Annotated in this window: 17 protein-coding genes; 9 read left to right on the top strand and 8 right to left on the bottom strand. The window is 50.4% G+C overall.

Translation table 11 applies throughout. The annotated features are described in order from the left end of the window. Positions 1–2: 2 nt before the first annotated feature. Positions 3–968: a LacI family DNA-binding transcriptional regulator gene (locus tag HEQ50_RS09550; RefSeq protein ID WP_168900293.1), complete on the top strand. Its 966-nt coding sequence runs from the start codon at positions 3–5 to the stop codon at positions 966–968. 77 nt (positions 969–1,045) lie between these two features. Here HEQ50_RS09550 and HEQ50_RS09545 read toward each other — a convergent pair whose 3' ends face one another. After that, positions 1,046–1,249, bottom strand: a complete 204-nt coding sequence (locus HEQ50_RS09545) for a hypothetical protein (protein ID WP_168900292.1) — start codon at positions 1,247–1,249, stop codon at positions 1,046–1,048. A 66-nt stretch (positions 1,250–1,315) separates the two neighbouring features. Next, entirely contained in the window at positions 1,316–1,579 is a 264-nt protein-coding gene (locus HEQ50_RS09540) for a PTS sugar transporter (RefSeq protein WP_168900291.1), read from the bottom strand. Between the two features lie 154 nt (positions 1,580–1,733). Between HEQ50_RS09540 and HEQ50_RS09535 the strand changes: the two genes are divergently transcribed. The 3 genes from HEQ50_RS09535 to HEQ50_RS09525 are packed head-to-tail and all read left to right on the top strand — an operon-like array spanning position 1,734 to position 5,703. Beyond that, positions 1,734–4,097, top strand: coding sequence for an ATP-dependent DNA helicase (locus HEQ50_RS09535; protein WP_168900290.1), 2,364 nt, complete (start codon positions 1,734–1,736; stop codon positions 4,095–4,097). Beyond that, positions 4,094–4,783, top strand: coding sequence for a hypothetical protein (locus HEQ50_RS09530; protein ID WP_168900289.1), 690 nt, complete (start codon positions 4,094–4,096; stop codon positions 4,781–4,783). Before HEQ50_RS09535 ends, HEQ50_RS09530 begins: the two co-directional genes overlap by 4 nt. Then, positions 4,780–5,703 carry a sce7725 family protein gene (locus HEQ50_RS09525; RefSeq protein ID WP_168900288.1) on the top strand — a complete coding sequence of 308 codons (924 nt, stop codon included), beginning with the start codon at positions 4,780–4,782 and terminating at the stop codon, positions 5,701–5,703. The genes HEQ50_RS09530 and HEQ50_RS09525 overlap by 4 nt, the downstream gene beginning before the upstream one ends. 206 nt (positions 5,704–5,909) lie before the next feature. On the opposite strand, the gene HEQ50_RS09520 is transcribed toward HEQ50_RS09525, so the two are convergent. Further along, positions 5,910–6,953, bottom strand: a complete 1,044-nt coding sequence (locus HEQ50_RS09520; RefSeq protein ID WP_168900287.1) for a lactonase family protein — start codon at positions 6,951–6,953, stop codon at positions 5,910–5,912. 140 nt (positions 6,954–7,093) lie between these two features. Here HEQ50_RS09520 and HEQ50_RS09515 point away from each other — a divergent pair, with 140 nt between their 5' ends. Further along, a complete protein-coding gene (locus tag HEQ50_RS09515) occupies positions 7,094–7,549 on the top strand; it encodes a GNAT family N-acetyltransferase (RefSeq protein ID WP_168900286.1) in 456 nt (151 codons plus the stop codon). Positions 7,550–7,766: 217 nt separating this feature from the next. Here HEQ50_RS09515 and HEQ50_RS09510 read toward each other — a convergent pair whose 3' ends face one another. The 3 genes from HEQ50_RS09510 to HEQ50_RS09500 all read right to left on the bottom strand — a co-directional run bounded on the left by HEQ50_RS09510 (position 7,767) and on the right by HEQ50_RS09500 (position 10,853). Further along, positions 7,767–9,347 carry an APC family permease gene (locus HEQ50_RS09510; protein ID WP_232842730.1) on the bottom strand — a complete coding sequence of 527 codons (1,581 nt, stop codon included), beginning with the start codon at positions 9,345–9,347 and terminating at the stop codon, positions 7,767–7,769. A 96-nt stretch (positions 9,348–9,443) separates the two neighbouring features. Continuing rightward, positions 9,444–10,151 (bottom strand): VIT family protein, encoded by a 708-nt coding sequence (locus HEQ50_RS09505; RefSeq protein ID WP_168900284.1) that lies wholly within the window; start codon positions 10,149–10,151, stop codon positions 9,444–9,446. Between the two features lie 15 nt (positions 10,152–10,166). Continuing rightward, positions 10,167–10,853 (bottom strand): VIT family protein, encoded by a 687-nt coding sequence (locus tag HEQ50_RS09500; protein ID WP_168900283.1) that lies wholly within the window; start codon positions 10,851–10,853, stop codon positions 10,167–10,169. A gap of 465 nt (positions 10,854–11,318) precedes the next feature. On the opposite strand from HEQ50_RS09500, the gene HEQ50_RS09495 reads away from it, so the two are divergent. The 4 genes from HEQ50_RS09495 to HEQ50_RS09480 all read left to right on the top strand — a co-directional run bounded on the left by HEQ50_RS09495 (position 11,319) and on the right by HEQ50_RS09480 (position 15,343). Then, positions 11,319–11,822, top strand: coding sequence for a Fur family transcriptional regulator (locus HEQ50_RS09495; protein WP_168900282.1), 504 nt, complete (start codon positions 11,319–11,321; stop codon positions 11,820–11,822). A gap of 229 nt (positions 11,823–12,051) precedes the next feature. Next, positions 12,052–13,125: an N-acetylmuramoyl-L-alanine amidase family protein gene (locus HEQ50_RS09490; protein ID WP_168900281.1), complete on the top strand. Its 1,074-nt coding sequence runs from the start codon at positions 12,052–12,054 to the stop codon at positions 13,123–13,125. A 297-nt stretch (positions 13,126–13,422) separates the two neighbouring features. Next, complete coding sequence (locus tag HEQ50_RS09485; protein ID WP_168900280.1) at positions 13,423–14,742, top strand: ABC transporter permease; 1,320 nt, start codon at positions 13,423–13,425, stop codon at positions 14,740–14,742. Positions 14,743–14,761: 19 nt separating this feature from the next. Next, positions 14,762–15,343 carry a TetR/AcrR family transcriptional regulator gene (locus HEQ50_RS09480; RefSeq protein ID WP_168900279.1) on the top strand — a complete coding sequence of 194 codons (582 nt, stop codon included), beginning with the start codon at positions 14,762–14,764 and terminating at the stop codon, positions 15,341–15,343. A 103-nt stretch (positions 15,344–15,446) separates the two neighbouring features. Here the strand turns inward: HEQ50_RS09480 and HEQ50_RS09475 are convergent, their stop codons facing one another. Continuing rightward, complete coding sequence (locus tag HEQ50_RS09475) at positions 15,447–16,244, bottom strand: YibE/F family protein (protein WP_168900278.1); 798 nt, start codon at positions 16,242–16,244, stop codon at positions 15,447–15,449. Continuing rightward, complete coding sequence (locus tag HEQ50_RS09470) at positions 16,241–17,356, bottom strand: YibE/F family protein (protein ID WP_168900277.1); 1,116 nt, start codon at positions 17,354–17,356, stop codon at positions 16,241–16,243. Before HEQ50_RS09470 ends, HEQ50_RS09475 begins: the two co-directional genes overlap by 4 nt. Positions 17,357–17,873 lie beyond the last annotated feature (517 nt).

Here is a 17,873-nt window from a genome sequence, read left to right as displayed (position 1 = left end):
CAATGACGAACATTCGAGACATCGCACAACTCTCGGGCTATTCGATTTCCACCGTATCGCGCGTTCTGAACCATCAAAACTATGTATCCGATAAAACACGGGCCGCCATTCAGCAAGTCATTGATCAGTTGGATTACGTTCCCAACGCCGTCGCCCGTGATCTCAGCCGGGGAAAAACCTTTAACGTTGGCGTGGTGCTTCCTCACGCCGATCACCCTTACTTTACGCAACTCTTGCACGGCATCATGCAGGCCGCCTTCTCCACCAATTATCGAGTGGTACTGCTTCCTTCAAAATACAACGCCACTTTAGAGCTCCAGTACCTCGAAGATCTCCGACAAAAAGCTTACGATGCCCTAATCTTCACCTCTCACGGGCTGCCTTTAACGGCCTTAAATCGCTATCGGCGCTACGGTCCCATCGTGGTGTGCGAAAATCCTCACGATTGCCCGATTCCCGCGGCCTATGCCGAACGTCTGGCGACCTATCAAGACGCCTTCGAATTACTCAAACAACGGGGCTACCGCCACATTGGCATACTGGCCAGTCGCCCGGCACCCGTCAGTGCGACCTGTCAAGCTATGGTCACGGCCCACCACACTGTATTTGGTACTGATCCCGCGCCAGAACTCATGCGTACCGACGTGACCACGCCCAGTGACGCCCAACGTGCTGGTGACTATTACATTACCCAGCACCTCAAATTAGATGCGATTCTCACCAATGGTGACGACAACGCCGTGGGATTACGACGCGCATACCATCAACACCACCAAACACCGCCCTTCCTGATTGGACAGGAACATCAGTTATCCGGTGAGGTACTCGGACTGCCCACAATTGACCACCACTTTGTAGAAGTAGGCATCAAAGCCTTCGACCTCGCCGTCAGTGGGCAAACGGGCAACATCGCCATCGCTTCTCAGCTACTTTTACCGGATCCACAACCACAAATAAAACGGGTCTGAGACTTTTCCGTCCCAGACCCGTTTTCTAACATTTAATCAGTCTAATTATCAAAAAAGCTGTCTTTACAATCCACCACTTATTTCCAATCCCACAAGTCTGCTTTCATATTGGTCCCAATAATCTGGGTCAACAAATCAATGAACTGATCCGGCATATACCGCGTGGTATCCAACTGGGTAGGCTGATCATTAACGCGGGTAATGACCAATCCCGAATGTTCCAGATGAAGCCCGTACTTGGGGGCAATTTCACATAGTCGTGCTATTTGTTTCTCACTCACCGCTAAGTCTCCTCGAAAAAATTAGTTATCTCGAGCTTAGCGAATCGAAAGCGCCACGTCAAGCCACTAGTAGCAACACTTATCCGCCGCCAATTGTTGATGAATGGCACCGGCTAATAACGCCTCATCTGGGCCTTCCGCGACTACGCGAACATAGTGCCCCGCATAGTCTGTGATCCCTACGATCTCCTCGTGTTGACTGGGATCAATCTCAATGTCCCGAACTTTGATGGTCACCTTACCCGTGTGTTTCTGGCAAATCTTCTGAAAAGCAGCGGTTTCGTCAATGGTTGGCAGTTCTTCGAATAATGAAAATCCAATTGTCTTCATCGTGATCACCTCTTACTTCTCATTGTAAGCGATTACATATTGAAAGCCAAGACTTTTACAATTATTTCACAAAGTTTAAATTCCTTCCGAACACGCGTTCAAAGTCACGGCAAAGTATGGTATGCTTATTGCCAGAAATGGAGGCGATGTGGGTTTGCCAATTAAATTAGGCGTTCGTGAACTCGTTGAATTCACCTTGCGAACCGGCGACCTGGGGAGCACGAGCAACAGTCAGAACACGGCGTTACTCGGTGCCCGCATCCACCGTCGCCTACAGAAACAGCGCGGTGAGAATTATCAAAAGGAATACTATCTCGATAAGGCCCTCACCCTCAACGGTGAAGACTATCTACTCCACGGTCGGGCCGATGGCGTCACCCTCACTGAGGACACCGCCAGCATCGAGGAAATCAAGACGTCGGAAACGGTCTTTGACCAACTGAGCGACAATACGCTGACGCTCTATTGGGGGCAGGTCAAACTCTACGCCTATCTCCTCATGGAAAAGGAACCCGATCTAGATGACGTCACCCTCACGTTGACCTACTTTCAGACCAACACCGAGACCACGACCCAAACCGAACAGGTCATCACCCGGCAAGCCGCCCAGGCGTTTTTCGATCAGGTAATTACCGAGTATGTCACGTGGTTGAAGTTTCGTTCGGATCTGCGTGAACGACGTGATCCGACCATCCAGAAGCTCACATTTCCCTTCGATCACTACCGCCCCGGTCAACGCGAGCTGGCCGTGGCGGTCTACAAGACCATTTTGACCAGCAAGCGGCTCTTTGCCGAAGCCCCCACCGGCACTGGTAAGACCATTTCCACGCTTTTCCCCACCATCAAGGCCATCGGTGAAGGGGTGATCCAACGCATCTTCTACCTCACGGCCAAGCAAAGTACCCGGACCGTTGCCGAGGAAGCCATCACTCTGATGGCCAGTCAGGGATTACGGCTCAAGAGCATCACGCTGACGGCCAAGGATAAGATCAAGTTTCCCGAAGAGGCCGACCTACAACCCGATGAGAATCCTTACATGTTGGGCTACTATGATCGGTTGAAACCCGCCTTGCTCGATCTCATTCAGCACAACGACCAACTCACGCGGTCAGTCATCGAGCAGTACGCGCGCAAACATACGCTCGATCCGTTTGAATTTCAACTGGATGCGAGCCTCTTTTGTGATGTCATTATTGGCGATTACAACTACCTCTTCGACCCGCAAGTCCACCTGCAACGCTTCTTTACCACCGAGGATCCCGATAACTTCTTTCTCATTGATGAGGCCCACAACCTGGTCAGCCGTTCGCGGGACATGTATTCGGCCGAGTTAACCAGTCGGCCGCTGGATCGGCTGATTGAACAGAGCCGTGATCTCGGCCAGGCCACGCCCAAGCTCCGCCGTCGCCTGCAAGATCTACGGGCCACCTTCGATGATATTGCGGCTCCCCTCCTGCAAGACGGCCAAACGGACAGTACCTTTTTAACCCCACCCGAGGACTTTGATCACGACTTAGGCCGGTTGATTGAAGCAATCCACGACTGGCTGGTCGATCAACCCCAGACGCCGTTTACCCAAAGCATTCTGGACTACTACTTCGCGGCCATTAGCTATCAGCGGATTGGCGAGTACTACGATGACACCTACCGCATGCGGTTAACGATTGCGGACGGGAACATCACCCTCAAGCAACTCTGCTTAGACCCCAGCGCCTTTCTGACCGACAGCCTAGCCCTCGGTCACGGCGCCGTCCTGTTCTCCGCCACCCTCTCGCCGATGAGCTACTACCAAACGGTTCTAGGCGGCGATGAAGACAGTTTGGCTTACCGTCTGGATTCACCGTTTGATCCCGAACATCAGGCCATCCTAGTCACCAACTACATTCAAACCACGTACAAGCAGCGCAACGCCAACCTGGCCAACATCCTACTGGCTATCAAGACCCTAATCGATGGTAAGGTCGGCAACTACCTCATCTTTCTGCCGTCATACAGTTACCTGCTCGACGTCACCCAGGCCTTCCACCTGGCTTATCCGCACGTGCACACCGTCAGCCAACAATCCCAAATGGCTGAAGCCGATCGCACCGCCTTTCTCGCCAACTTTCACGCTAATCCGGACAAAACGCTCGTGGGCTTCGCCTTACTCGGGGGAATCTTCTCCGAAGGAATCGATCTCAAGGCCGACCGCCTCATTGGTGTCGGCATCGTCAGCGTGGGCCTGCCGGGAATTAACCCGGAAACCGACCTGATCCGCGATTACTTTGACGCGCAATCCCATCAGGGGTTTGCCTTCGCCTATCAGCTTCCCGGACTCAACAACGTCTTTCAAGCGGCCGGTCGGCTCATTCGGGGGTCCAAGGACGTGGGAATTATTTTACTGATGGATCAACGCTTCACCAGCCCCCGCTATACCAACCTGTATCCCCGCCACTGGCAGCACTTTCGGCGCCTTTACCGTCCCGAACAGCTCACGACTGCCGTCCACAATTTCTGGCATCAGGAGGTCGCCCCATGAAAACCAAGTTAACACTCGCTTTAGAAAAGACACTGTATTACTACTGCCGTGAGACCGGCGCCTCACCCGTTGAGGAAGTCACGATGCCCGATGGCGCGGGGATTGTCGATACCCTGAGCTATCAGGAAATGCCCGACTTGTCGGTTGAATGGCGCTGTTACGAACTCAAGGTCACCAAGTCCGACTTTCATTCCAAGGCCAAGCTCTCCTTTGTCGGCCACTACAACTACTTCGTCCTGCCACTCAAGCTCTATCAGGCGGTCGCTGACGAAATTCCGGCCGGTATCGGCGTCCTCATCTACCGGCCGTTCGACAAGGCCCTGTTGGCCACGGCAACCGAGGCGCCAGTGGCTCCAGGGTATTTGACGGTCGCTCGGCCACCGCGACGACAGGCGCTCCAAGTTCCCGAGCAGCAGTTGACGTCTCGCTTCATCGCTTCGCAGGCTCGGGAGGTCAACAAGGCCAAACAAATGGCCACCGGTCTCAAACAGTACGGAACCGATCGACTCTACCAGGAGCTCAAAAAGCGCCATCAACACTATGACATTTACGATCCGGACAGTAACTTTTACGATCAATTCATTGACGATACGCAGTCCACCGCCGTGACCGCCCTTCAGGATGAAGTCGACGCCTTGAACCTCGAAGTTCACCAGCTGCAGCAGCGGTTAAAGGAGTACAAATGATCTATTTTCCCTATTTCCGTGGTCGCCAATACGACCTGCAAGCCTTAAAGGCCATCGCCCAACAACAGATTCTACCGGCCAACATCATCCCCATCATTGAGCCCGTCCGCGATATTCGGGGCTTACCCCAAACTGTCGCCGCCTTTGTCGATAACAACCAACCGGTCGCCATCATCGCCAATCCCACGGTGAGTGACTACGCGCTAACCCAACAGAAGCTCTACGATTGGCAAGCCTACCGCGACAACCCTCGGCTCATCGTCGGCCACATTCTTACGCCCACGCTGATTCCAGACGTCCTCACAGCACCCACGGGTCACCAAACATTGCTCGTCGCGCGGCAATATGATGAGCTCAAAGCCGCCCAGCAAGCTGGCTGGCTAACCGCCCCTGACTATCTCTTGGTGCCCCCAGAGGCCCGGATTCGCCGATTGATCAAACGGCCCACGGTTCGCTTATTCGATCACGCTTGGTTGCCCGAACATGGCCGTAGTTACGCCGACATCACCGATGGCTTTTTCAGTGATGACTGGTCATTGGCCAAACTCTACGGCGATGTTGGCTTCAGCGACTACACGATCGGGGGCAGTTTCTACAGTGAACACGGCTATCCGGCCCGTGCGGTCACCCTGCACCTCACCTATTTCCGCGGGGATCAACTGCGCATTCACCGCTTCGTGTCCACCGACCGGGCCGACTTCAAGCATCCTAAAGAAAAGTTTTTTCAAGCAGTCGCTCAGTTAGCGGACTGGTTACCTCAACAGCCACTAGCCACACAGACGCCCGCCGCCAAACAACTCGCCGCATACCACACGCAGCAACATTTCCCCGGGTTGGGCGTGGTGAAACGGCTGAGTCTGGAACACCATTTACAGGTGGTGGCGGCGTACTTTAAGACGAATTTCCCCGAGAAAAAATGAGCTAGGCGTTGGTCCTCGCTCATTTTTTATGTGGCTTGCGTTTTCTTAGATGGAATCGGTCTAAATTTTTTTATAGACGAAACGTGCGGAGCAAGGCAGATCCCTGCGCTTAACCCCATTAGGGAATAATCCAAAACCAGGATTTTCCCCTAATGACGTTAATGCTCAGGATCTAAACGCCTTGCTCCGCACTCTTTTACTTTTTACTACTTAACCGGTACCACGCAAACACCCTCAGGTACCATGAAGTCCTTTTGAACCATCGTTAACTTCCCGCTGTCTGCATCACGCTTGTATAGTGTGGCGTTGTCCGAGTTTTGGTTCACCACGATGACCAAGCTTTCATCCGCGTTCCAGTTGAAGTCCCGTGGGAAGTCACCTTCCGTGGAGATCCGTTGTACCGTGGTCAACTTACCGGCATCGTCTGCGGCAAAGACCGTGATCGAGTTGTGACCCCGGTTGGATACGTACACGAACCGGCCGTCACTACTCAAACGAATGGCCGCAGAACCGTTGTGGGCCGTCCAGTCATCCGGAATGGTGTGGCTGATTTGCTTGACTGTTAGTTTACCCGCCGCCGCATCGTAGTCCAACGTCGCTACGTTACTGCTCAGTTCACCGACCAGATAGGCCACACTCTTCTTGGCATCAAAGACGATGTGCCGAGGGCCATAGCCCGCTGGCAGATCCACGTGACTAACGGCCGTCAATTTACCGGCGTCCGAAACGTCATAGATGTAGACCTTATCCGTTCCCAAATCACAGACGACCAACCGGTTATCCGGCGTTAGGTCCGTGAAATGTGGATGTGCCCCATCGGCCTGTTCGGGAGCTGGGCCAACCGGATCATCATCGTGAATTTCATCCGTTTCCGTCAAGGTTCCGTCGTCCGCGATAGCATAGACGTCGACCAAGCCCTTGTGGTAATTGGCCGTGTAGACCAGTTGCCGAGCTTCATCAACCGCAACGTAGCAAGGTGAAGCCCCGTGTTCCAGCACCTGTTGGATGGCCCGCGGCTTTTCTTCAGAAACATCGTAGATAATCAACCCGCCCTGGGTTTGACCATCCGTCTCCTTCTTGTTGATGACGTACAGGCGCTGCGCAGCGGCCTTGGCAATATAAGTTGGACTCCCAGCAGAAGCTAACCATTCGCAATCCGTTAACTGTGGTGTCTTGGCGTCCAGGCTTACCCGGTAAATACCGCGACTAATCCGCTTGGTGTAAGTCCCAATATAAAAATCTTCCGTCATATGTGCTACCCCTTTCAACTTACCAATATCTAAGTCAAGTATAGCACAGCTCAGCCAACAACACCTGTGAAGTCACTGGTAACGACACCGATTTATCTGTACAATAGGGATAAACCGTTTTAGGAAAGGAATCACCGTACATGTCAAGCTTTGAGGGTTACCACCCGTTGCTCACACCGAAATTTCGGTTCGACTGGCTTACCCGTTTCAAATTAAAAAACGTTGCCGAGCTCACCAATCAAGATCTTGCCGAAACCGCTGACTGGATCAACAACACCATGCGTGCCACGATGAAGCGCGCCACGCTTACCTGGGGGATCGAGCGGCGACAGACCCACAAACTGGTGGGCTGGGGCGGCTTTCTAGAGTTAGATCTTCCCGCCCATACCGGCCACGCGGGACTGGCTGGCAAGCGACTTCCAGCCAGCGAACAGCAAGAAATCGTGGATCGCTTGGTTAGCTTCGGTCGTGACGAACTACAATTGACCGAGTTAACGTTGACCCCCTCCGCACGCTTAGACGAGGCGGTCCTTGCCGCAGCGGGCTTTACGGCCAATGACAGCGACCACGATTGGACCTGGCGCCTACACCGATAATCGGCATGACGGCCGTCAACCATTGCGGTTATTAGCAACCATGATCAGCCATCTAAAGATCGTTCAATCACACAATCAAAAAGCCTTTGCGCCGCCAATTGATGGCCACGCAAAGGCTTTTCTACGTTCTCTAATTTTACAGGTTACCGGGTAGGCAGGCTTCCAATCATTGGAATTCTTCTGACAACATTAGTCGCGCTTCCCGTCAACCATCCCCTTAATCCTCTTCCGTCACCCGTTGATTTAATTCACGGGCAATGGCGAAGGATTCACTCCGATAAGCATCATGGACCCCGAGATAATAACACGCGAGACTACCCAGTGCGACCACCAGGAAGTCCCAAGGATAGGCAACCTGCCCGATCCCACCGAATTGGGAACTCCCCGCATACGACATCACGGTGAGCCAGATCATTTCGGCTAACAACCAGCGGCTTCCCTTGAGGCTCGCACGTAAGGCGCGCCATCCCGCTGGTTGACGAATTTCATAGTAAATGTAGCACAACAAACCTAGCGCAATGACACCGAAGACTTCGACCGTGGTTGGCCACTTGGCCCAGTAGATGGCAAGACTCGCCAGTACGTAGGCCAACGGTGCCCACAATCGCACGCCATGTAAGCGAAAGGGCCGAACAAAGTCGCGGCCCTGATGACGCAACGCCGTGACCGTCACCGGCCCCGTCAGGTAAGCAATCAAGGTCGACGTGGAAATCACGTTGGACAGCGCACTCCAATTTCGAAAGCCCGCCACCAGCAAGACGCCCAGCAACATATCGACCACCATGGCCCGTCGTGGTGTCTGGTATTTCCGATTGATTTCACCCAACTTAGTAGGCACGTGCTTGGTCCCGGTCATCGCCGCCAACGCACGACTAGTCGTGGCCACGAAGGAAACCCCAGTCCCAAATGGCGACACGAAGGCGTCCAGGTACAGTAACGTCGACAGCCACCCCAAGTTCAACAGAATCGCGATATCGGCAAACGGCGACTGAAAGTTCACCCCTTGCCACCCGTGCGCCAAGTTTCCGGCCGGCACGGCGCCAATAAAAGCCACCTGTAGCATCGTGTAGATCACGGTGCTAATCCCAAAGGCAATCACGATGCCCCAAAGAATATTGCGCTCCGGGTGCTCGATTTCATTTCCCATGTTGATCGTGGTCTGAAAGGCGTTGTAGGAGAAGATAATCCCCGCAGCCGTCGTTGCCGAGAAAATTGCCGCACTCCCGCTGGGCATAAAACCAGCGGTATGGGCAAAGTTTCCGGAATCAAAGCCGGTCGCCAACAAGACAATAATGGTCAGCGTGGGAATGGCCAATTTAAAAACGGCAATGAAACTGGTGAATCGCGTCAACAGCTTGACGGACCAGAAGTTCAAGAGCGTAAACGCCAAAATAAACAGAAAGACAATCAGTAAACCTTGATTGGTAATGTTCCCATCCTTCAGGAACCCCCTGGTCCAGTTCGCCCAGCCCCAGGGCCACGAACTCATGTATTGGACGGCCGCCACCGCTTCAATCGGAATGATTGTCAGTAGCGATAGCCAGTTCGACCAACCCGCAACGAATCCCAATAAGGGGCCATGGGAGAAGGCCGCATACTGGCTCATTCCCCCGCTGGTCGGGAACATCGTCCCTAGTTCAATGTAATTTAAGGCAATCAGGCCGATCACCACGGCCCCTAAAATCCAAGATAGGATAGCGGCCGGACCGGCAATCTGGGCGGCCATTCCCGCTCCAAACAACCAGCCCGAGCCGATGATGGCACTCAGCGTTAGCATGACTAGTGAAAATAAACTCATCTTGCGCTTCAACCAAATTCCTCACTTTCAAAAAAGATATTGGCCCATTGTACACTAGGAATCTGGCAATGCGCTAAGAAAGCAGCGATATTTCACTTAGAACAGTTGACCCACGTAGTAGTGAATGAACATGGTAATAATCCCCACAATCACATTGCGGATAATCGCGGTGCGGACTAACCCATGGCCTAATTTAGCACTCAGAAAACCCGTTAAAGTGACCGACAACAGCACGGCGATAATGGTAGCTGGCCACTGTGAAGCCGTCGGAAAAAGGCTCATGGCCAGCAGTGGAAAGGCGCCTCCCAGCGATGCCGCAATCAGTGACGAAAAGGCGGCGTTCCAGGGATTCATGTAGTGACCCAGCTGAATATCTTCCTTCACGTTCACCACCGTGGCCAAGGCATCCTTATGCATCAGATCCTGGGCAATCGCTAGCGAGGTCTCGGCAGACACGCCCCGTTCCTCGTAGAACTTCTGTACGGCGGCCTCCTGATCGGGATAGTGACTCTTGAGTAACGCGGCTTCCTGATCAACGGCCGCCTTTTCCGTGTCCTTCTGCGTGCTGACGGAGGCGTACTCGCCCGACGCCATCGAGAAGGCACAGGCCAGCAAGTCCGACAGCCCGGCAATAAAGATTGTAAATTGATTGTTGGTGGCCGCGGCGACACTGAACAGCACCCCGACAACCGTTAGAATCCCGTCGTTGGAGCCCAAGACACCGGCCCGCAACGTATTCAATTTTTCACTCATTGTTTGGTGTTTCTCTTGCTTTTTGATTTTTACGTTTTCATTTTCAGCCATTCGATTGGTCCCCCTTTACGCGAATAAACGACCGATACCGTAAGTCACCAGCATCGTCAAGATTCCCGCAATCACGTTACGTTTTGTCCCGTTAACCCGGTTGGCATTGCCTAAGATGGCCGCCACGTAACCGGTAATGGACAACGCGATCACGACCGCAATAAAGGTCCCGATGATTCGCCACTTGGCCGGTAACAAGGTGATAGAAACAAGCGGCAAGATTGAGCCGGTAGGGAATGAAAGCATCGACGCAATCGCCGCCGAATACGGATTGGTATACTCCCCAACGTTAAAGCCAAACCGTTCGCGCACCGTCGTTTTGAGTGGATCCTTACTCATCATTTCCTTGGTGGCTTGTTCGGCCAGTTCTGGTCGAATGCCACTAGCCAAGTACTTATCCCGGACAAATGAAAACTCGCCATCGTAATCGTTATCCAACGCCACCGTTTGTGTTTCAATCGCTTTTCGCTGGGCGTCCTTCTCGGCATTGACCGAGACATACTCCCCCATCGCCATGGAGACCGTTCCGGCAATCATCCCGGCAATCCCCGAAATAAAGATGGCAAAACTACTGGTCGCAGCACCCGCCACCCCAACAACAATCCCAGCAACGGATAAAATCCCATCGTTCGCGCCCATGACACTGGCCCGTAACACGTTAATCCGTTGTGCCAACGTTGCCTTTTTCTTTTCCTTCTTCATCGCTATCTACCCCCGATTATGTCCGTCTTTTATCTTAACACTCTTATAAATAAAAGTTAGGTGACACAAACTAAATACTGAAACTATTCCAACTAACCGTTTTCCTCAACTCAAAACTAGCCGAATAGCGGCTCCCCTCGCATGAAATGTGGTATGCTTTTATCTTGTGTATGACCATGACGCATACGCCACATGGGAGATAACCCGATTTCATCACTAATTTAGAATGATTATTATCTAACAACAAATCTATTGTACTCAGATTGACTGTAAAAGTAAACTCTTAAAATCACGAGTTGCCAATTTGTTTACCGGTATTTATTCGGTGAGGCAATAAACTGGAAGTATTATCAAAATGTGGTTTAATAGAGGCAAACTAGATTGATTATAAATTACCAATGATATTTCTACGATTTCGCTGGGACCAATCCAGCGACTAAAACGATCACGTAAGGAGGGTTTACCTTGGCAAATCAGCAACACTTGTTAGATCAGGCTTTACACACCTTAAAAGATCACCACGTCCGGGTCACCCCACAACGACAAATTATTTTGACTTATTTAGTCACTCACCACAATCACCCGTCCGTGGACACCATCTTTAATGCCTTAGCTGACCAACTGCCTAATCTCAGTATGGCCACGGTCTACAATACCTTAAATTTATTGGTTGATTTGGGCGTCGTCATTGAATTGCCTAACGACAATGGGGGAATCCGTTATGACTTCTATGGCCGGCCCCATTATCACGTTATCTGTGAAAATTGTGGCAAGATTACGGACGTCTTTGCCCCCGACTTTCCAGAAATCGAACAGCGCCTCAACCAAGAGGCGGCGGACCAGACCGGCTACCTCATCACCAGTAACCACGTTGAGGTGTACGGCCTCTGCCCCGAGTGCCAGCAGAAATTACACATTGATCCGCACCGTCAAAATTGGACGGCCGATACCCAGAAACCGCTGTCATAGCAATGTTACAGCCACATTACAGGTGTCGTTAACTTTTAATGTATTTGAAAACACCCTGAACAAATCCCGTCAGCATTGATATAAGTCTCGTAATATTACAAATACGGCTTGGATCAACGGTTGTCGCGGCCTCGGATAATGTATATAGTTGATAACGAAGAATATCGACTGAGCGGCCTGTAAGGGTCGTTGCATGAATAAAAAGATTTGAGGGATGATCAGGGTGAAGATGCATAAAGTAGTATTGACCGCACTGGCCGCCTTGGGTGTCGTGGGCATTCTCGGTGTCACCAACACAACTACGGCCAACGCGAGTTCCAAAGTGAACGATTATATCAGTAGTAAAAATATTAAGCCAGCTAAGATTACCAAATCCATTTGGAATGGTTTTCCGAAGAACAAGTACCGGCACGGTAAGGCTAAGCCTGAAGGGGTCGTCGTTCACGAAACGGCCAATCCTTCCTCAACCATCTACAACGAAATTGCCTATATGAAGCGGAACTACAACAACGCCTTCGTCCACAGTTTCGTTGACGGTTCGCGAATCATCAACATTGCCAACACCGATTACTTGGCTTGGGGTGTTGGGTTCCCTGGAAACGCGCGCTTCGTTCAATTTGAACAGGTTGAAGTGCACAGCAAGTCCGCCTTTGCTCACGAAATCGCTAACGCGGCTTGGTACACGGCCTACCTGTTAAAGGAATACAACTTGAAGCCTAACGATGCCGCTTATGACGGTAAAGGCACGGTCTGGTCTCACGGTGCCGTGGCCTCTCATCTGGGTGGCTCGTCGCATACCGATCCGGTTGGCTATTACTCTACCACGGGTAAGAAGTACTTTGGTCAAAAGTACACGATGGCTGCCTTCTACCAGATGGTGAAGAAGTACTACAACGCCATGAACGTTAACCACACCAAGTTGGTTAGTGCCACTTACAAGTCCGTTAACCAGCAGGCTAAACTCAGCAGCAAGTACACCAAGTACTACCTGTACAACCACGTTAAGGGCGCCAACAAGAATGCCAAACGCCAGAGCTGGTCCAAGATTTCCCCTAAGGTCGGCAAGACTTACGTTGTTGATATGACGGCTAAGAAGAGTAACGGTTCGATGTGGTACCGGATCAAGCCTTCTGCGAACACAACCAGCAAGACCCGTTACTGGGTATACTCCGGTAACCTAACCAGCATCAAGGATATTGAAACGGCCACGGCAACCAGCGCTAGCGCAAGTTCCGCTGCCAGCTCATCATCCGTTTCATCTGCAAGCGACACCGCAACTTCGAGTGCCTCTAGCAGTAACTAAATGACTTGAAACGACACGATCAGGATGCGATTCTGGTCGTGTTTTTTTTTGCGTTCTTTAGTTCACCAAGCCGAACAATATTCTTGTCCAATCGATTGTCTACGTCTATTTATTGGCCGTTGCTCAATCCTTCGTCCCCTATCAAAATGAGCGTTGCTTCGGTTGATTTCATTCGGTTTTCAGATCTGTTTTTGACTCTCTACAATGCGTTTATCACAAAACAAAATGCAAGCAAGTACTTGCTTGCATTTTATAAAAGTGTTATCCTCTTCTTAACGAAAGTGAGGAGGAAGAATAATGAAAAAATTCCTATTTAGTAAAGGACCACTTTTAGCAGCACTTGTTGTCATTTTATATGGAATTTTAGTATTTTTGATTTATTTTACTGGTTACGAAGCCATGCCTAACCATATTGACGAAATGCCCATAACGATCGTTAATCAAGATTCGAAAAGTAAAGCACTAGCTAATCAAATTGAAGATAAATTGGATTTTAAACACATCAAGAAAACGACTAGTATGAAACAAGCCAAAAAGGATCTAAATAATCGCGATAGTTTTTTGATTATTAATATCCCTAAGAATTTTGCTAAAAACATTAAACAAAATAAACGGGTTAATTTAAACTTTTATGTAAATGAATCCACTTCTTATTCTGGGGTATCTGGGATGAAGAATATTGCAACGACCATTGGTAATACGGTCAATCAACAAGTTGTCATTGAAAAAGGCAAGGCCATGTTGAATCAGGCACAATTGACCGTCTTACAACAAAAAGTTGAGAAACAAAAACAACAAATGGCATCTGAATTACAACAAAGCAAACAACAAATCGCCGCGGCACCTGCCGCACAACGGGCACAGTTGCAGCAAAAATTACAAACTAAAACGCAACAAAGTCAACAAGCAGCCAAGTCAAAAATTAACTCTGAGAAGCAGAAAATTTTGAAACGGACTAACTCTAATTATCAAAATGTGTCAAATTCAGTTAACGTAAAGGTTCATCAAGTTAATAAAGTAAAAAGCGGTTTGAATAATGCGTTAGCGCCATTCTTTGCCAATTTGGCAATCTATATTGGTTCATTATTAGGAACCTTGCTACTCTATGGAACTTTTGTTAAATTTTCAAAACGCGTCGGGCGCCTACGCTCATTTGTCATGCTAGAAGGAACCATGTTGATTTTGGCCGTTCTCGGGTCGGCAATCGTCAGTGCCGTCATTGCACCGATGATGAACCTAGGCGGCAGCGATTATGGCCAATTGTTCATCAATCACGGCTTAGAAATTTTTGCGGCTTACAATTTCAACGCTATTTTGATGCTACTGATTGGACAAGTCGGTACCGTGTTAAATATCTTCTTAACGATGATTCAAGTCGTCTCAGGTGCGGGTATGGTTCCCTTGGTCACCATGAATGGTTTTTATCAGTTTGCCCACTTCATTTCACCCATGTATTACAGCGTCCAGGCTGATTTTAATATTATGTTTGGCGGAACGGGCACATCCCAATTATGGTGGGAACTAATTCTCCTCACTCTTGGCATCATGATCGTAAATACTGTTATAGTTATGTTAAGAAAGAAACCGATGATGGTTAACTTTGAGGACTTAAGCTAAGAGTGATGAGGTAATGAACATGGCTGAAAAAAAGAGTACAGATGATAAGATTATGGCGGCTTTTTCAAAATTAATACTCGAACAAGGATATTCTGGTGCAACGACTAGAAAAATTGCTGAGACGGCAGGGATAAACGAGAGTACCCTGTTTAGACATTTTAAAGATAAGAAGAACTTGGTCGAAGTGATTGCTCAAAAATATTTTGATGACATTAAGATGGTTGGCAATCAATTTCACCCAACTGGCGATATCTCTCATGATTTGATCGTCGCATCAAGATACTATACGGAATTTATCAAAGCACATCAGGCACTCTTTATGTTGAGCCTCCGAGATTCATACGAGTTCCCTGAGCTAAGCAAGACGATTGGCCGGCTGCCACAAGAGTTTTATGAACTATTGATCCAAAATTTCACTGAAATGATGAAGGCTGAGGAAGTCTCTTCAAGCATCGATGTAGCGGTAGAAGCCTATAATTTTGTGACGATGAATTTTGGTAATGCGGTGATGAATTTGTTGTACAAGCATGCTAATTTCACGGTTTCTCCCAAGCAATTTGAAAAGAATGTTGAAACTTTTGCTAATCACCTAAAGGCATAACCGGCGCACTTACCGACCCGCGCCATCACACCACACAAAGACAGTGCCCCAGATTTAAACCTCATCGTTTAATCCGGGGCACTGCCTTTGTCGCTAGTAACCTTTATTTTTCTGTAGTGTCGTGTTTAGTTACGCCTTTGGCCGCCCGTCGTCGTTGATTGGCCACCGCGCGCGTCATCACCCACGCCGTGATCGGCACGGTCAGAATCACACTGACCATCGCGAAGAGAATCATCAGAATCTCCGAAACAAAAATCTTGTCATTCAGAATTTCACCAAACGAATAGTGCACGCCGGTAAACCAGATGAAGAGCGCGAGGAAACCACCGAAGAAACCAAAAAATAACGTGTTGAAGGTCGTGCCAATGATCTGCTTCCCCACGGTGATACCGTCCCCTAGCAGGGCCTTAGGCGTCACTTGCGGGTGTTGCTCGAGGATTTCACTGAGGCCAGCCGCAATGGCCATAGCGGCCTCCGCAATGGCCCCTAGCGTGCTCAGAATGGCCGTAGCGGTCGTCACTTGGATAAAATTGATGCCAACCAGGACCGACAGCCCTTCGAGATCCTCACTGTCCTCCGGGCCAAATCCTTGAACCAGCGCCCAGTGTTCTACTGGTACAATCAATAGCACCAGAATGACCAGCACCGCCGCTGACGCGAGGAATGCCACCGTACTGGATAAGTCATCCCCACTACTCATAAAGATGGTCAGAGCCAGCACCAACAGCCCCACGACCAGCGTTACTGGCAATGGTGGGAAGTGAAAGGCCACCAGCACGATGGCTAGAAACAGCAGACCAAAGTTTAACAGGAGGGCTAGGAAGGATTGTAACCCCGCCTTGCCACCCACCAGCACCATCAGCACCAGTAGTACCAGGCCTAAGACGTTAATCGTACTCATGCGCGCACCTTCTTTTCCATAAACCGACTGGCCAAATAACTCGCCAAGGGCACGGCCAGGACGATCCCAATCCCACTGATGAGGCTTTGGACCACGCCCATCGACATATTCATCGAGAAGGTGTACCCCCAGCTATTGCCATTCTTGAGGTATAACATGGCCATGGGAAAGGTGTCCGCCACGAAGATAAAGAACAGGACGTTGATCAGCGGCCCCATGATGGTACTGCCAATCTGCCGGCCGGACTTGAAGACTTGTCCCGCCGAGAGTTCCGGCCGCTCGCGTTTCAACGCGAACAACGATGAAATAATATCGGTCGACTCGTCCATCACCGCCCCCAGCGATCCCAGCAAGGTCTCCGCCAGAAACAGCGGTCGCGGCAATTGCGTGACGTATTGCATGGATTCGTAATACATGCCCTTCTCATGGGTGACATGAAAGACCAGCAGCGCTACGATAAGGGAAAGTGCCGTCCCCCCTAACGTGGTTGCGAGTGTAATCAGCATCTGCCGGTTGGCCCCGATGACCAGCCACAACGTTAATGCCGCGAAGACCACCGCTAGACTACCGAAGATCCAGAGCACCCGTGCCCCCTGCGTTGAGCCGTTGAGGATGATCGCCATCAAGAACAGCACGCCATTTACCGCCACGCTTAAAAAGGCCATGAAGCCGCTGAACTGCATGATGAGGAGCAGTAATCCCACGACCAGCCACAGCATGAAAACCAGCGGCGTATCGCGCTTCGCATCCTTGGCCGTGGCGGTGAAGCCGGATTGGTGCTGGTGAACCACCACGAAGAGTTGACTGCCCTTACGGTAGTGTTGATCCATCGCCCCCGACAACGAATACGTGTTGGTCACCGTTAACCGCTGTCCGCGATACTTTCCATTAAGGATTCGGCCATGTAGCACCTGTTTGGTCTGCCGGTCGACGTTGTGAAAGTCATCCTCCTCGTGCGTCGCCGTCCCCGTCTGGACACGCGTTACCTGCATGATGGGGTCCCGATAAAGGCTGGCATTGTGCTGCGTCCCCCAGACCAGCAAGCCACCGATGACGAGCACAATTAGCCACCAGACCAGCGTCACCCTTCTTTTCTCACGTAAATCTTGCATTATTCCGATCCCTTCTAACTTTGACGCGTTGCATTTAATATACCACTTTCTGTGGTGCTGCTAGAGCCGACCCAAAAATTTTAACCAAATCACATGAATCGCCGCGCTAGCAACCCTATCAGGGGGTTAATCACTGGATAATCACCGGGAGCCCTTGCAATTTGTGAGGATAAACGATAGAATGGTAGCCGATTGTTATTTTAATTAAGCGAGGGTTTTTACAATGAGAAAAGCACATCCAAATGGCGTTCAAGGCCGTCGGAAGGTTAACCGTAAGAAGGACCGGAAGCGGCGCGACGAAATTTCAGATTTACAACGTTGGTTAAAGAACAAGAAGTAAATCTGACGCCTATACCATAAAACGCACTGACAAGATAATTGTCGGTGCGTTTTATTTTGGTCACATTTCCTGATGATCGATCGAGTAGGAGGTAGCCGATTAGTTCGGCTACCGACCTCTCACACCACCGTACGTACGGTTCCGTATACGGCGGTTCAGTAACTTAAGCATTTTGAA

The sequence above is a fragment of the Lactobacillus sp. HBUAS51381 genome (genome assembly GCF_012641095.1).
In the GTDB taxonomy this organism is placed as follows: Bacteria; Bacillota; Bacilli; order Lactobacillales; family Lactobacillaceae; genus Levilactobacillus.
The sequence above is the reverse complement of the archived record's forward strand: the minus strand, read 5'-3'. Positions and strand labels throughout refer to the sequence as shown.

Bases quoted from the DNA above. Each gene is read 5' to 3' on its own strand.
- HEQ50_RS09550 (WP_168900293.1), top strand. From the start codon at position 3: ATGACGAACATTCGAGACATCGCACAACTCTCGGGCTATTCGATTTCC.
- HEQ50_RS09540 (WP_168900291.1), bottom strand. From the start codon at position 1,579: ATGAAGACAATTGGATTTTCATTATTCGAAGAACTGCCAACCATTGAC.
- HEQ50_RS09530 (WP_168900289.1), top strand. From the start codon at position 4,094: ATGAAAACCAAGTTAACACTCGCTTTAGAAAAGACACTGTATTACTAC.
- HEQ50_RS09525 (WP_168900288.1), top strand. From the start codon at position 4,780: ATGATCTATTTTCCCTATTTCCGTGGTCGCCAATACGACCTGCAAGCC.
- HEQ50_RS09520 (WP_168900287.1), bottom strand. From the start codon at position 6,953: ATGACGGAAGATTTTTATATTGGGACTTACACCAAGCGGATTAGTCGC.
- HEQ50_RS09515 (WP_168900286.1), top strand. From the start codon at position 7,094: ATGTCAAGCTTTGAGGGTTACCACCCGTTGCTCACACCGAAATTTCGG.
- HEQ50_RS09510 (WP_232842730.1), bottom strand. From the start codon at position 9,347: ATGAGTTTATTTTCACTAGTCATGCTAACGCTGAGTGCCATCATCGGC.
- HEQ50_RS09505 (WP_168900284.1), bottom strand. From the start codon at position 10,151: ATGGCTGAAAATGAAAACGTAAAAATCAAAAAGCAAGAGAAACACCAA.
- HEQ50_RS09500 (WP_168900283.1), bottom strand. From the start codon at position 10,853: ATGAAGAAGGAAAAGAAAAAGGCAACGTTGGCACAACGGATTAACGTG.
- HEQ50_RS09490 (WP_168900281.1), top strand. From the start codon at position 12,052: ATGCATAAAGTAGTATTGACCGCACTGGCCGCCTTGGGTGTCGTGGGC.
- HEQ50_RS09485 (WP_168900280.1), top strand. From the start codon at position 13,423: ATGAAAAAATTCCTATTTAGTAAAGGACCACTTTTAGCAGCACTTGTT.
- HEQ50_RS09480 (WP_168900279.1), top strand. From the start codon at position 14,762: ATGGCTGAAAAAAAGAGTACAGATGATAAGATTATGGCGGCTTTTTCA.
- HEQ50_RS09475 (WP_168900278.1), bottom strand. From the start codon at position 16,244: ATGAGTACGATTAACGTCTTAGGCCTGGTACTACTGGTGCTGATGGTG.
- HEQ50_RS09470 (WP_168900277.1), bottom strand. From the start codon at position 17,356: ATGCAAGATTTACGTGAGAAAAGAAGGGTGACGCTGGTCTGGTGGCTA.